The organism is Kitasatospora sp. GAS204B (assembly GCF_029892155.1).
Lineage (GTDB): Bacteria > Actinomycetota > Actinomycetes > Streptomycetales > Streptomycetaceae > Kitasatospora.
In genome coordinates, this window is the sequence record NZ_JARZAG010000001.1 from 51,097 (window position 1) to 64,391 (window position 13,295).

Here is a 13,295-nt window from a genome sequence, read left to right on the forward strand (position 1 = left end):
GTGTGTGATGGCTGCCGTGCGGCCGCTCCGTTCGCGGCCACCGGCGTTTCTCCTCAACCCGCTTGCTGAGCAAGCAAGCTGAGGAAGTCTCAGATGTTCGGCGGGCGGGCTAGCGGCCCCGCAGGAATCCCGCCAGCAGCTCGTGCAGCATGGCCGCGCCCTCCTCGGCGAGCACCTCGTGCCCCGCGCCGGCCACCTCCAGGTAGCGCAGGTCGCTGCCCTCGGCCCAGCCGATCCGCAGCAACTCATGGCGCAGCGAACGGGATTGGCCCACCGGGACCACCTCGTCCCGGTCGCCGTGGACGACCAGCAGCGGCGCGGTCAGGCGGTGCGCCAGCTGCAGCACGTCACGTGGGCCGTACGCGTCGTCGATCGGGTCGGCGCCGCCGAGGCGGGTGGTCAGTGCCCGGACCGGCGGCCCGGCCTCGGCCAGCAGCCGGGCGCCGGACATGAACGGGGCGACCACCGCGCACCGCCCCAACTGCCCGCTGGGGGCGTGGGCGCTGGCCAGCAGGGCCAGGAACGCGCCGTAGCTGACCCCGAACAGCGCGGGCGGTGCCAGTCCCAGGGGGGTGCGCCGGTCGGCCACGTCCGCGAGCAGCGCGAGGACGTCGGCCAGGTCGGGCCCGCCCCAGGCGCCGCGGATCGCCATCGCGTGGGCGGGCCCGTAGCCGGTGCTGCCGCGCTGGTTGGGCGCGAGCACCGCCAGACCCTCGGAGGCCATCCGCTGCAGCGTCGGGTCGAACTCCAGCCGCCAGGCGTCGGCCGGGCCGCCGTGCAGCGCGATCACCAGGTGCGGGCTGGTCAGCCAGGCCTCTCCGCCGTAGACCACGGCCTCGATCGGCCCGGCCGGACCGGTCAGTCGCCGGCTGTGCGCGCCGTGCCAATGGTTGCCACCGCTGGGCGCGGCGCTGCCGTCCAGCCGCCAGCCGGGTCCGGCCGCGCTGGACCGGAGTGCGAGCACCGGGTAGTCCGTACAAGGGAGTTCGGCCGGCCGACCGCCGGCGCCCAGCGGCGCGACCGTCCCCTCCCTCGCCAGCAGGTCGACGTCCAGCGTGGCCAGTGCGGCCGGATGGTCCGGCGCCGAGTACGGCATCCGCAACCCGCCGGACCTCGACCAGGACCCGATCGCCCCGAGCCGGCCCGGCGGCACCGGCAGTGGCTCCAGCCGGGCGTCCCCGGGCCGCCAGAGCGCCAGTGCCGACGAGGCGCCGTGGTCCAGCTGCACCACCACCCGGCTGCGCGCGGCCTCACCCGCCCCGGGTTCGACCACCACGGGCCGCGGGAACAGCCCGGGCATGTGCAGGCTCTGCGGGAACCGGACGGGCTCCGCGCCGTCGAGCACGCCCCAGCCGAGCCGGTCCTCGCCGGGGGCGTCGCTGCGCAGCAGCAGGAACCGGGTGTCGGGGTCGAAGAGCAGTAGCCGGTCGTTGCTGCGCTCGGCGATCTCCAGCAGCGGAGTCACCGTGCCCAGCCACAGGTCGAGCGCGACACTCTTGACCACCCCGGCGCGGACCCGGTCCAGGCTGAGCAGCCGACCGGTCCGGTCCAGCCAGACCCCGCCGCCGTGCAGCCCGGGGAGTTCGGCGACCTGGCTCGGCGGTCGGCCGTCGGCGTACACCAGCCAGGCGGTGGTGGTCGCGGCCGTGCCCTCGGCGCCGGCCCGGGTGCGGGTGTCCGTCCCCAGGGCCACGGCCACCGCTGGGCCGGCGGGTGTGGGCCCGTCCGCGCTCGACGTCAGCGGCGACAGCGACTGTGGCATCGGCAGCAGCCGCAGCCCCGCCATCCGCAGGGTGGCCACCGACCGCTCCTCGGTCAGCCCGTCCTCCTCGGCCAGCAGCACCAGATCGTGCCGCTCGCCGTCGTGCCGGCAGACCAGCACCCGGCCGTCCGGCAGCGCGACCAGCTGCGAGCGCAGGCTCTCCGAGCGGCCGCCCGCCAGTGGCAGCGGCCGCGGTCGCGCGGGCTCGCCGTCGGCCAGTCGCCAGCTCTCCGCGTACCAGCCCCGGTCCGCGCCGGCGGCCAGGCAGGCGGCGTGCGAGCCGTCGGCGGCGAAGGTGAAGCTCAGCCGGCGCAGGGCCGGCGCGGCGGTCTGCAGGGCGGCGGTCATCGTGCTTCCCCTGACGATGCTTCCGCTGAGGGTGTTTCCACTGGGACGGCCGGGCGGATCCCCGACACCGGGTCGACCCAGAGGCGCGGCCCGCCGTGCCGCAGCCGCAGCAGGAAGCCGAGCGGCCCTGCGGTGCCCGTCCCGTACCCGGCCGCGCAGCCGGTGCCGGTCTCGTCGGGCAGCACCAGCAGCCCGTCCTGGAGCGCGGCCCTGGCCGTGATCAGTTGGGCCAACTCCCGGGCACCGTCCTGGAATCGCGGTTCGCCGGTGGCCTGGGCCAGGTCCAGCAGGTACTCGCCGTCCCCGGCCAGGCCGTGGCAGGCGCTGGTGCCGCTGTGCCACCGGTTGTCCAGCACGGCGGCCCCCGCCGCCGCAGCCAGCTCGCGCAGTGCCGGATCGCCGTTGACCTGCCAGAGCCGCACCAGGAAGCTCCCGACCCCGGAGGAGCCGCTGCACCAGTGGGCGAGTCGCACACCCGGTGGGTCGCCGGCGCTCTGCGGCCACCAGGCCGCCTCGCCCTGCCACCGCGCGGTCGCCGCCAGGGTCCGCGCGGCGCGCTCGGCGCCGGCCAGTGACCCGGCGTCGCCGGTGGCCTGGTGGACGGCGAGCAGGAAGGCGCCGACGCCGGCCACGCCGTGCCCGTACCCGAGGTGGGTGATCCCGGCCAGGCTGGAGTCGAAGTCCTCGGGCACCGGCCAGACCGTCCCGTACGGCTCCTGCACGGCCGCCGCCAGCAGGCTGCGGGCGGTGGCCAGCGCGCTCTCCCGCTCACCCAGCCGCAGTCGCAGGAAGCCGGCCCCGGCCGCGCCGTGACAGACGTCGGGGTTGGGCCAGTGGACCGGGACGGGCGCGGCCAGCCGGCGGGCCCGGGTGGCCAACTCCCGGTCGGCGAGCGCCTCGGCGGCTTCCAGCAGCGCCCAGGCCGCCCCGGCACGTCCGAAGTGCAGGCCGGGCAGCACCATCGGCTCGGCGGCGCACCGCCGTTCGATCCATCGGATGGCCTGACGCACCGTCAATTCGACCTCGGCGTGGGCCGAGCTGCCCAGCAGGTCGGGCGTCGCCAGGGCGCGGGCCAGCACCGCGAGCACGCCGGCCGCGCCGTGCTGGACGTTGCACGGGTCGGTGCGCTGCCCGGCCGGCACGGTGGGCCAGAGCCGGTCGGGGCGCAGCGGAGTGGCGGTCCGGGCCAGTTGCCGCAGCCCGTCCAGCAGGACCCGGTCGAGCACGCCGTCCGGAACCGTGCCCGGCCCGCGCGCACCCTGGTCCGCTGGTCCGGCCGCCGCCAGCGCCGTCCGGACCCGGGCCGCCGACCACCGCTCGCCGGGCGACTGGGCCCGCAGTCCGAGCACCACCGCCGCCAGCCGCCGGGCCGTCGACCCCTCGCGCGCGGCCAGCGCCAGCCAGCGCCCGAGCCGCTCGGGCACCGGACGGGCCCTCGGCAGATCCTGCGGCAGCAGCGGATCGTGCCCGGTGGCGAGCAGGAAGAGCAGCCCGCCGAGCGCGAACAGGTCGGCCGCCGGATCGGCCCGCAGCGAGCCGGCCTCCTGCTCGGGCGCCCGGTAGCCGGGAGTCCCCGCCGTGCCCGCCACCGTCCCTGCCGGGCAGGCGAGTTCGAGGTCGATCAGGCGCAGCGACCCGTCCGGGCGGACCAGCACGTTGCCGGGGGACAGGTCGCGCAGCACCAGTCCGGTCGCGTGCACCCGCTCCAGCAGCTCGACCAGCGCGAGCGCCATCGGCCCGGCCTGTTCCCACGGCACGTCGGGCGCGCCGTCGCCGGTCAGTCGGGCCGCCACCCAACTGCCCAGCGGCTGGCCCGGGATGTGCTCCTGCACCAGCAGCACTGAGTCGGCCTGCTCGATCAGCTCCAGCGGCCGCGCGGTGAGCTCCAGCTCGGCCAACTCGGCGAGCAGCAGCGCCTCGTGGCGCAGCGCGGCGCGGGCGTCCAGGCCCGCCCGGTCGACCTCGATGTACGCCCTGGCCTGCTTGACCACCACGTTCCCGCCGCCCTGGGTGTCGGTGCCCAGGAACACCCCGCCCTTGCTGCCGTGCCGCAGCGCCGCCGTCAGCAGATACCGGTCCCCGATCAGCACCGCACCGCCCTTTCGGTCCGCGCTCGCCGGCCGCCGGTCCGCGCCCTGTGGCCGCGCCGTGCGGGTCGCGTCCGACCCCCTCCCCTCGACGGGGTCGACCACCCACGACGGGCGGCGGTAGCCCGCCCCTCGCACGTCCTCCACCCGCCGCCCGCCCGGGCCGTGCAGCAGCGAGCGGTACCCGCCGTCGTTGCCCAGCTCGGCCCGCCGGGCGATCACGCCGTACCGGTAGTGCACCCGACTGTCCGGCACGTACGGCCGGTCGGAGAGCACCACCGGGCCCGGCAGGCCCTCGGTGGCCCGGTGCAGCGCCTCGACCAGCCGCTCGAACTGCGCCTCGACCAGCGGGTAGACGGTGATGAACTTGCCGGCCGAACCGCGCTCGCTGTTACGCGAGTTGATCTGGTGCAGGCGCTCCCGGTCGGCGGCGAACTTGAAGACGCACGGGTCCTCGGCCACCGCTGTGGCCACCGCCGAGAGCACCTCGGCGGCGACCGCGCTCGCCGCGCTGACGTGGATCTTCCAGCCCTGCTCCGGCAGCAGCTCGGGACGGGCCAGCAGCTCGGGCGGCCGCACCGTGCACCAGAAGCCGTCGAAGGCGGCCCTCCAGCCGCCCGCGACCCGCCCCGGCTGCTCCTCCTCGGTGCCGGCCACGGCCGCCCGGGCCACCTCGACCAGCGTGTCGTCCGCGGGTGCTCCGGTCCGCCACGTCCGGTCCACCGACTCCGGCCCCCCGGCCAGTCGCAGCGGTATGCCTGCCGCCATCCGCGCCCACCCCCTCTGTCCCGTCCGGTTGTCGGTGTCCCCCTGGAACGGCAACTTCCGTTCACACCAGAGAAGTTACTTTCGGTGCTGGAGGTGCTCAACGCGTCCGGGGTCACTTCACTCGTACGGGTGATCCGGATTCGTTTTCGCCTGCGGACCCCCGTCCCGTTCTGCCAAGGCACGGCCCGGCCCACACCGGCTCCGCCCGGGCCGTCCGGCTCCGGCGGGCCGGCGAGTGCTCTCGCGCGCCGGTTGACGCACACGGCCCGACCTGGTCGAACGGTGCCGCGCGCGGCCCCACGGCCCCGGCCGCGCCCCGGCGCGCGGTAGTCTCAACGGGTGCCGAAACTGTCCGACGTCATCAACGCGCTCGACGAGCTCTACCCGCCCCGGTGGGCGGAGTCCTGGGATGCCGTCGGCCTGGTCTGCGGCGATCCGGACGAGCAGGTGCGCCGGGTGCTGTTCGCCGTCGACCCCGTGCAGGCCGTCGTCGAGGAGGCGGTGGCCTGGGGCGCCGACCTGCTGGTCACCCACCACCCCCTCTACCTGCGCGGCACCACCAGCGTGGCCGCGACCTCCTTCAAGGGGCGCGCGGTGCACACCCTGATCCGCGCCGGCATCGCGCTGCACGTCGCGCACACCAACGCCGACCAGGCCGCCCCGGGCGTCTCGGACGCGCTGGCCGAGGCGATCGGCCTGACCGTGCTGGCCCCGCTGGTCCCGGACCCGAGCGACCCGGCGGGCCGCCGGGGCATCGGGCGGATCTGCCAGCTGCCCGCGCCGCTGCCACTGGCCGAGTTCGCCGCCCAGGTGGCGGCCGGCCTGCCCGCGACCGCCACCGGCGTGCGGGTCTCCGGCGACCCGAAGCGCCCGATCCACCGGGTCGCGGTCAGCGGCGGCTCGGGGGACGGCTTCTTCGCCGAGGTCCGGGCGGCGGGCGTGGACGCCTACGTCACCGCGGACCTGCGCCACCACCCGGCCTCCGAGGCCACCGAGGCCTCCGCCGTCGCGCTGGTGGACGCCGCGCACTGGGCCACCGAGTGGCCCTGGCTGAACCTCGCCGCCCGTTCGCTCGAAGCGGCCGCCGCCGAGCACGGCTGGGAGCTGGCGACCCGGGTCTCCACCCTGGTCACCGATCCCTGGACGGCCCACGCGCCGATGCCCGACGCTCATTCGTCGATGCCCGACGCCCAGGCACAGCCGTCCGCCGACGCACCGTCAGCCGGCTGACCCCGGCGCCCCCGTACTTCCCACCCGCTCGACCTCGTCATCACAGGAGCCCCCCGCTTGAACGCCGCGCCCGCCGACCAGATCCGCCTCCTCGACCTCCAGGCCATCGACTCCAAGCTCGACCAGCTGGCCCACCGGCGCCGCACCCTGCCCGAGCACGCGGAGATCGAGAAGGCCACCGCCGACCAGACCGCGCTCAAGGACCTGGTGGTCGCGGCCCAGGCCCAGCAGGGCGACACCGCCCGCGAACTGACCAAGGCCGAGCAGGACGTCGAGCAGGTCCGCGCCCGGGCCGCCCGCAACCAGCAGCGGATGGACGCCGGCACCGTCACCTCCGCCAAGGACCTGGAGAACCTCCAGCACGAGATCGGCTCGCTGGCCAAGCGCCAGTCCGACCTGGAGGACGTGGTCCTCGAGGTGATGGAGCGCACCGAGACGGCCCAGACCCGGGTCACCGAGCTGACCGCCCGGCTGCAGCACGCCGACGTGGTGCTCGCGGACGCGCTCACCCGTCGCGACGCCGCCTTCGCCGAGATCGACGCCGAGGTCGCCAAGGTCGCCCGCGACCGCGAGGCCGTGGCCCAGGTGATCCCGGCCGACCTGATCAAGCTCTACACCCGGCTGCGCGAGCAGCAGGGCGGGGTCGGCGCGGCCCGCCTCTTCCAGCGCCGCTGCGAGGGCTGCCGGGTCGAGTTCGCGGTCTCCGACCTGAACGCGATCAAGGCCGAGCCCAAGGACGCCGTGGTGCGCTGCGAGAACTGCGGTCGGATCCTGGTCCGGACCGCCGATTCGGGCATCTGACCGTGCCGGCCCGCAGGTTCATCGTCGAGGCGGACGGCGGCTCCCGGGGCAACCCGGGACCGGCCGGCTACGGCGCGGTGGTCCGCGACGGCGACACCGGCCAGATCATCGCCGAAGCCGCCGAGTACATCGGCCGGGCGACCAACAACGTCGCCGAGTACAAGGGGCTGATCGCCGGCCTGCGGGCCGCCCACGAGATCGACCCGAGCGCCACGGTGGACGTCCGGATGGACTCCAAGCTGGTGGTCGAGCAGATGTCGGGGCGCTGGAAGATCAAGCACCCCGACATGCAGCCGCTGGCCGCCGAGGCCCGCACCGTCTTCCCTCGCGGCCAGGTCGACTACAGCTGGATCCCGCGCGAGCGGAACAAGGACGCCGACCGGCTGGCCAACGAGGCGATGGACGCGGGCAAGGCGGGCAGGCAGTGGGAGCCCAAGGTCCGCCCGGCCGCGCCCGAGCTCTCGGTCGCGGAGTCGGCTCCTGAGCCGCTGACGCCTGAGCCGTTGACGACCGAGTCGGCGGCGCCCAAGGCCGGCTGGGCCTCGGCCGCGGACCTCGGCACCCCCACCACCCTGGTGCTGCTGCGGCACGGCGAGACCGCGCTCACCCCGCAGAAGCGGTTCTCCGGCAGCACCGGGAGCGACCCCGAGCTGTCCGAGAAGGGCCGCTGGCAGGCCGAGCGGGCCGCCGAGGCGCTGGTCGCGCGCGGCACCGTCCAGGCCGTGGTCAGCTCGCCGATGCTGCGCGCCCGGCAGACCGCCGAGGCGGTGGCGGTCCGGCTCGGTCTGCCGGTGCGGATCGAGGAGGGCCTGCGCGAGCTGGACTTCGGCGCCTGGGAGGGCCTGACCTTCGCCGAGGCGCAGGAGCGCCATCCCGACGACCTGAGCGCCTGGTTGGGCTCCACCAAGGTCAAGCCGACCGGCAGCGCCGAGAGTTTCGCCACGCTGGCCCAGCGGGTCGCGGTGGCGCGGGACAAGGTGCTGGCCCGCTACCCGGGCAAGACGGTGCTGGTGGTCTCGCACGTCGGCCCGATCAAGAGCCTGGTCCGCCTCGCTCTCGGGGCGCCACCGGACGCGGTCTACAAGATGGAGCTGTCCGCCGCCTCGCTCTGCGCGGTGCAGTACTACAGCGACGGCAACGCCTCGCTGCGGCTGCTCAACGACACCGGTCACCTGCGCTGAGCCACCGTCAGGGACCTTGTCAGCCAAGGCCCTTGACGGCCGATCAGGCGAATGTTCGGGCGGATCAGTGGATCTCGGTGACCACCACGTCCAGCTGCCACGGCTTGCGGGCGGTGCCCTGGGCCGCGACCTCCACCTGGTAGCCGAGCCCGCGCAGCGCGTCCAGCAGCTCGCCCGGCGTGCCCGGTTCGGCGCCCGAGTTCAGCAGGTCGCGCACCAGGCGTCCCTTGGTGGCCTTGTTGAAGTGGCTCACCACCGTGCGCTTGCCGTCCTTCTCCTGCAGCACCCGCACGGTGGCCGTGCGGGCGACGACCTCCCCGGCCGGCTTCCACGAGGCCGCGTACGCCGAGCTGCGCAGGTCCAGCACCAGCCGGTCCGCCTCACCGGGCAGCACCTGCGCCATCTCCCGGCGCCAGTACGCCCCGAGCGCGCCCAGCGGCGGCAGCTTCACGCCGCCCGAGCACCGGTAGGCGGGGATCCGGTCGCCGATCCGCACCGCGCCCCACAGCCCGGAGAAGACCAGCAGCGAGCGCTCGGCCCGCGCGTAGGCGGCCGCGTCCAGCTTGCCGAGCCCGAGCGCGTCGTAGAGCACGCCGGTGTACAGCTCGCCGGCCGGCAGCGTGCCCGCCGTGCGCAGCGTGGCGTTGCGGGCGATCTCGCCGCGCAGTCCCTTGCTCAGCCCGAGCACCTCGGCGGCCGTCTCCTGGTCGCCGGTGCACAGCTCGACCAGCGCGTCCAGCACCCGGGTCCGGGCCTCGGTCAGCGCGGGCAGCGAGAGCGAGGAGAGCGCGAGCGGCGCGCCGTCGGGCGCCTCGGCCTTGCCCTCGGACGGCGGCAGCAGGACCAGGAACGGCATGCGCGGCTTCCCCTCACGGCTGGAGTCACGACGGGGTCGCGACCCCGCGGCGACACGTTTTGTTGAACGAGCTGAGACCTGAGCAATCTACCTGCTACCTGTGGCCGGCCTGAAGGCGTACTGCGAGGCCCTGGCGGCGAGCGCTGAGCCGGCTTGTCCAGCATTCGGCGGCCGGTCGGATTCATCCCATGAATTGCTTAGGATGAACGGGTGACCGATCCGACCACCCTGACCCGACGCCGCCGCCTGCTGATCCTGGCGATCTGCTGCCTGAGCCTGCTGATCGTCGGGCTCGACAACACCATCGTCAACATCGCGCTGCCGTCCATCCAGCGCGATCTGCACGCGCCGGCCTCCGGTCTGCAGTGGGTGATCGCCTCCTACACCCTGGTGCTCGCCTCGCTGCTGATCCTCTCCGGCTCGGTGGCCGACCGGGTCGGGCGCCGCCGGATCTTCCAACTCGGTCTGCTGTTCTTCGTGCTCGGCTCGGTGCTCTGCAGCATCGCACCGAGCCTGGGCTGGCTGATCGCCTTCCGCGCCGTGCAGGCGATCGGCGGCTCGATGCTCAACCCGGTGGCCATGTCGATCATCACCAACGTCTTCACCGACCCGCGCGAACGGGCCCAGGCGATCGGCGTCTGGGGTGGCGTGGTGGGCATCAGCATGGCCCTCGGCCCGCTGGTCGGCGGGCTGCTGGTGGACAGCTTCGGCTGGCCGTCGATCTTCCTGATCAACGTCCCGATCGGCCTGGTCGCCATCGCGCTGGCCGCCCGCTACGTCCCCGAGTCCCGGGCGCCGAAGCCGCGCCGCCTCGATCCGGTCGGCCAGCTGCTGGCCGTCGCCGCGCTCGCGGCCGGCACCGCCGTGATCATCGAGGGCCCGGGCCACGGCTGGACCTCGCCGGGCATCCTGGCGCTGGCCGCCCTCGCGCTGGGCGCGCTCGTCGCTTTCCCGCTCTGGGAGCGCCGCCACCGCGAGCCGCTGCTCGACCTGCGGTTCTTCCGCAGCGCGCCGTTCTCGGGGGCGACCGTGATCGCGGTCTGTGCCTTCGCCTCGCTCGGCGGCTTCCTCTTCCTCAACACCCTCTACCTGCAGGACGTGCGCCACTACTCCCCGGTCGAGGCGGGCCTGTGGACGCTGCCGATCGCCGCCTTCACCCTGGTCTGCGCCCCGATCTCCGGCCGGATCGTCGGCTCCCGCGGCCCCCGGCTGCCGCTCCTGGTGGCCGGTCCCGCACTGGCCGCCAGCGGCCTGCTGCTCACCCGGCTGACCGCCACCTCCTCGCCTGCCCTGCTGCTGACCGCCTACAGCCTCTTCGGCCTCGGCTTCGGCCTGGTGAACGCCCCGATCACCAACGCGGCCGTCAGCGGCATGCCGCGCGCCCAGGCCGGGGTCGCGGCGGCGGTGGCCTCGACCAGCCGTCAGGTCGGCCAGTCGCTGGGTGTCGCGGTGATCGGCACCGTGGTCACCGCCGCCGTGGTCGCCCCGCTGGCCACCGGCTTCGCCCCCGCCAGCCACGCCGGCTGGTGGATCATCGCGTGCCTCGGCCTGGTCATCACGCTGCTCGGCCTGATCACCACCACCGCCTGGGCCCGCGCCACCGCCGACCGCGTCGCCGCCCGCCTGGACGCGCCCGCCGCCCCGGCCCCCGCTGTCCGGAAGCCCCGCGTCGACCGGCTACCATGACCAGTACGGCGGACGAGCCGGCCGGGCGGTCGCGACGGGTCCTCAACAGGCCCGCCGAGGAACGTCCGGGCTCCACAGAGCAGGGTGGTGGGTAACGCCCACCCGGGGTGACCCGCGGGACAGTGCCACAGAAAACAGACCGCCGACGGCTCCGGCCGCCGGTAAGGGTGAAACGGTGGTGTAAGAGACCACCAGCGGCCGAGGTGACTCGGCCGGCTCGGTAAACCCCACCTGGAGCAAGGTCAAGATCGGTGCCCTCGGGCACCGTGCGCGGGTGTTCGAGGGCTGCTCGCCCGAGCTCGCGGGTAGACCGCACGAGGCTGTCGGCAACGGCAGCCCTAGATGGATGGCCGTCGCCTGGGCCCGCGCAAGCAACCCAGGAACAGAACCCGGCGTACAGGCCGGCTCGTCCGCCGCTAGCTCGGCTTTACCTCGGAAAGGGCCTCTGACCTGTGTCGGAGGCCCTTTCCGATCTTCCAGGGGGCAGCCGCGTCAGCCGGTGAAACGTCCCTCGAAAGTCCCTCGGACCGAGTGACGGACGCCTGTCATGAGACCGATACCTGGCAGTAGGTCAGTCGTGGTCGTACACGGTCACGGCGATGCCGCGGTCCGCCAGCCGTGCGAGGACCAGCGGTTCGACCCGCTCCCATCGGCCGCCCGCCAGCCCGCAGCCGATGCGGGGCATATGGACGGACGCGGCGAGCTCGACCACGCGTTCGGCGAGGGTGTCCAGAGCGGTGTCGATGGCTTCGTAGCGCACGGGGACGCCCTTGCTGCCGGTGCGTGTTCCGTGCTGGCCGATCATGTTGGCGACCCACAGCAGCCGGTTGACCTGCACCACCTGCACGGCGCCGAGGCCGAAGTCGTTGCCCGCCCGCTCACGGTGCCATCGCCGGTACGCCGTCTCGGGCTCGGGCCAGCGTCGGGAGACGGCCAGGACGAAGCCCTTGCCCCAGCCGCCCAGGTCGTTGCAGACATGCGCGATCACTTTCGGGCCCTTGCCCAGCGGCGTGGTCGCGTCGCCCCGCACGTACTCGATCCCCGTTGCCATGCCGTGCACCGTAGCGGGCGGCACTGACGAACGAGGCTGTGGATATCCACTCGTCCTGGGTTCGGGACGGCCACTACGGTGGGCAGTCGATCAGCTGAACGAAGGAGGGCAACGATGCCCCTGACGCGTTACCCAGTTCGTCAGACGGGTGCTGAGATCCTCCTGACGTCGGCGCAGCTGACCAGCACGAGCCGGCTGCTCGCCGAAGCCGCCGAGCGCCGTGGCTTCGAGGTCATGACGCTGGACGGTCCGCTGGCCCCGGGGGAGCTGACGGGCCGGATCGTGCACTGGTACGGCGGTCCGCTGCTGGCCGACCGGATCGCCGGTCGGCTGGACCTGGCGTTGCTGGAGCCCGCCGACGACTGGCTCAGCGGCCTGCCCGAGGAGTTCACCGGCCGCCGCATCGAGTTGACCACGCTGTCGGAGGCATGGACCGCACGTCGCCCACTCTTTGTGAAGCCGCCGAGTGACAAGCAGTTCCCCGCAGCGGTCTACGCCGACGGCAGTCGGCTTCCCCGCGAGGGCGAGCGGATCGGCCCCGATACGGCGGTGCTGCTCTCCGAGGTGGTGACTTTCGCTGTCGAGTTCCGGTTGTTCGTGCTGGACTGGCAGCTGGTCACCGGCAGCCGCTATGCCCGTTACGGACGTCTGGACACCGCGCCGTTGGACGGGAACCGTGACGAGGCGGCGGTGCGTGCTTTCGCGCAGAGGCTATTGGCGGCGGAGCGTGGTTCGCTGCCGAGCGCGGTGGCCGTCGATGTCGGCCTTGTCCAGGACCCGGACACCGGTCGCGAGCAGTGGGCGGTCGTCGAAGCGAACATGCCGTGGTTCGCCCACAGTTATGCCGCCGATCCGGACGCCGTCCTCGACGTCGTCCTGCGCGCGACTGGGCCACGCGGCGAGGTCGCCCCGACTGACCAGCGGTTCCTGAGGGGACAGGCCTCCGTGGAGCCGGCGCGCCACTCCTACTGATAGTGGTAGCGAGCCTTGAGGATCTTCACTTCCTTCTCGTCGGCTCGGTACACCAGGCGGTGTTCGTCATCGATTCGGCGTGACCAGTAGCCGGCCAGGTCGCCCTTCAGCGGCTCGGGCTTTCCGATCCCGTTGAACGGGTCGCGTTGGATCTCGCCGATCAGGCGGGTGATCCGCTGAGCCATCTTCCGGTTCGATCCGAGCCAGAACAGGAAGTCCTCCCAGACGTCCGGATCGAAGTGGATGCTCCTCACACCTCACCGGCCAGGGCTTCCAGCTCTTCCATGGTCTTGGTGGCGCCGGGGTGGCCGACCCTGTCGCGGGCGACGGCCTCCATGAGCCGCTGGGCATTGGCGGGGGAGCGCAGGAGATAGATCGTCTCCTGCCACGAGTCGTAGTCCTCGGCGGACATGAGGACTGCGTCCCCGCTCTTGGAGGTGATCCTTACCGGGGTGTGGTCATCGTTGACCTTTTTGATCAACGGGAAGAGCTGCGTGCGTGCCTCGCTCGCGCTGATCGCCATCGGCGTGCCTTCCGCGTAAAAAGCAAGTTT

Annotated in this window: 11 protein-coding genes and 1 other RNA gene; 6 read left to right on the plus strand and 6 right to left on the minus strand. The window is 73.7% G+C overall.

What is annotated here, in order from left to right:
• Positions 1 to 109 precede the first annotated feature (109 nt).
• Complete coding sequence (locus P3T41_RS00270; RefSeq protein ID WP_280686845.1) at positions 110 to 2,110, minus strand: prolyl oligopeptidase family serine peptidase; 2,001 nt, start codon at positions 2,108 to 2,110, stop codon at positions 110 to 112.
• Positions 2,107 to 4,965, minus strand: coding sequence for a class IV lanthionine synthetase LanL (lanL, locus tag P3T41_RS00275; protein WP_280686846.1), 2,859 nt, complete (start codon positions 4,963 to 4,965; stop codon positions 2,107 to 2,109). The genes P3T41_RS00270 and lanL overlap by 4 nt, the downstream gene beginning before the upstream one ends.
• A 339-nt stretch (positions 4,966 to 5,304) precedes the next feature.
• Between lanL and P3T41_RS00280 the strand changes: the two genes are divergently transcribed.
• From P3T41_RS00280 to P3T41_RS00290, 3 genes are read left to right on the plus strand one after another with little or no spacing between them, the layout of a single operon-like run.
• On the plus strand, positions 5,305 to 6,195 hold the full coding sequence (locus tag P3T41_RS00280) for a Nif3-like dinuclear metal center hexameric protein (RefSeq protein ID WP_280686847.1): 891 nt from the start codon (positions 5,305 to 5,307) through the stop codon (positions 6,193 to 6,195).
• Between the two features lie 57 nt (positions 6,196 to 6,252).
• Positions 6,253 to 6,996 carry a C4-type zinc ribbon domain-containing protein gene (locus P3T41_RS00285; RefSeq protein WP_280686848.1) on the plus strand — a complete coding sequence of 248 codons (744 nt, stop codon included), beginning with the start codon at positions 6,253 to 6,255 and terminating at the stop codon, positions 6,994 to 6,996.
• Positions 6,997 to 6,998: 2 nt separating this feature from the next.
• Positions 6,999 to 8,177 (plus strand): bifunctional RNase H/acid phosphatase, encoded by a 1,179-nt coding sequence (locus P3T41_RS00290; protein ID WP_280686849.1) that lies wholly within the window; start codon positions 6,999 to 7,001, stop codon positions 8,175 to 8,177.
• 64 nt (positions 8,178 to 8,241) lie between these two features.
• Here P3T41_RS00290 and yaaA read toward each other — a convergent pair whose 3' ends face one another.
• Entirely contained in the window at positions 8,242 to 9,033 is a 792-nt protein-coding gene (yaaA, locus tag P3T41_RS00295; RefSeq protein ID WP_280686850.1) for a peroxide stress protein YaaA, read from the minus strand.
• A gap of 210 nt (positions 9,034 to 9,243) precedes the next feature.
• Between yaaA and P3T41_RS00300 the strand changes: the two genes are divergently transcribed.
• On the plus strand, positions 9,244 to 10,719 hold the full coding sequence (locus P3T41_RS00300; RefSeq protein WP_280686851.1) for an MFS transporter: 1,476 nt from the start codon (positions 9,244 to 9,246) through the stop codon (positions 10,717 to 10,719).
• A gap of 13 nt (positions 10,720 to 10,732) precedes the next feature.
• An RNA gene (rnpB, locus tag P3T41_RS00305) (RNase P RNA component class A) lies at positions 10,733 to 11,132 on the plus strand.
• 158 nt (positions 11,133 to 11,290) lie between these two features.
• Here the strand turns inward: rnpB and P3T41_RS00310 are convergent.
• Complete coding sequence (locus P3T41_RS00310; RefSeq protein ID WP_280686852.1) at positions 11,291 to 11,770, minus strand: macro domain-containing protein; 480 nt, start codon at positions 11,768 to 11,770, stop codon at positions 11,291 to 11,293.
• Positions 11,771 to 11,884: 114 nt separating this feature from the next.
• On the opposite strand from P3T41_RS00310, the gene P3T41_RS00315 reads away from it, so the two are divergent.
• Entirely contained in the window at positions 11,885 to 12,742 is an 858-nt protein-coding gene (locus tag P3T41_RS00315) for an ATP-grasp domain-containing protein (protein ID WP_280686853.1), read from the plus strand.
• Here P3T41_RS00315 and P3T41_RS00320 read toward each other — a convergent pair.
• Together P3T41_RS00320 and P3T41_RS00325 are read right to left on the minus strand one after the other, a co-directional pair.
• On the minus strand, positions 12,736 to 12,996 hold the full coding sequence (locus P3T41_RS00320; protein WP_280686854.1) for a Txe/YoeB family addiction module toxin: 261 nt from the start codon (positions 12,994 to 12,996) through the stop codon (positions 12,736 to 12,738). The genes P3T41_RS00315 and P3T41_RS00320 overlap by 7 nt on opposite strands.
• On the minus strand, positions 12,993 to 13,265 hold the full coding sequence (locus tag P3T41_RS00325; RefSeq protein ID WP_280686855.1) for a type II toxin-antitoxin system prevent-host-death family antitoxin: 273 nt from the start codon (positions 13,263 to 13,265) through the stop codon (positions 12,993 to 12,995). The genes P3T41_RS00320 and P3T41_RS00325 overlap by 4 nt, the downstream gene beginning before the upstream one ends.
• Positions 13,266 to 13,295 lie beyond the last annotated feature (30 nt).

Bases quoted from the DNA above. Each gene is read 5' to 3' on its own strand.
- P3T41_RS00270 (WP_280686845.1), bottom strand. From the start codon at position 2,110: ATGACCGCCGCCCTGCAGACCGCCGCGCCGGCCCTGCGCCGGCTGAGC.
- lanL (WP_280686846.1), bottom strand. From the start codon at position 4,965: ATGGCGGCAGGCATACCGCTGCGACTGGCCGGGGGGCCGGAGTCGGTG.
- P3T41_RS00310 (WP_280686852.1), bottom strand. From the start codon at position 11,770: ATGGCAACGGGGATCGAGTACGTGCGGGGCGACGCGACCACGCCGCTG.
- P3T41_RS00315 (WP_280686853.1), top strand. From the start codon at position 11,885: ATGCCCCTGACGCGTTACCCAGTTCGTCAGACGGGTGCTGAGATCCTC.
- P3T41_RS00325 (WP_280686855.1), bottom strand. From the start codon at position 13,265: ATGGCGATCAGCGCGAGCGAGGCACGCACGCAGCTCTTCCCGTTGATC.
- yaaA (WP_280686850.1), bottom strand. From the start codon at position 9,033: ATGCCGTTCCTGGTCCTGCTGCCGCCGTCCGAGGGCAAGGCCGAGGCG.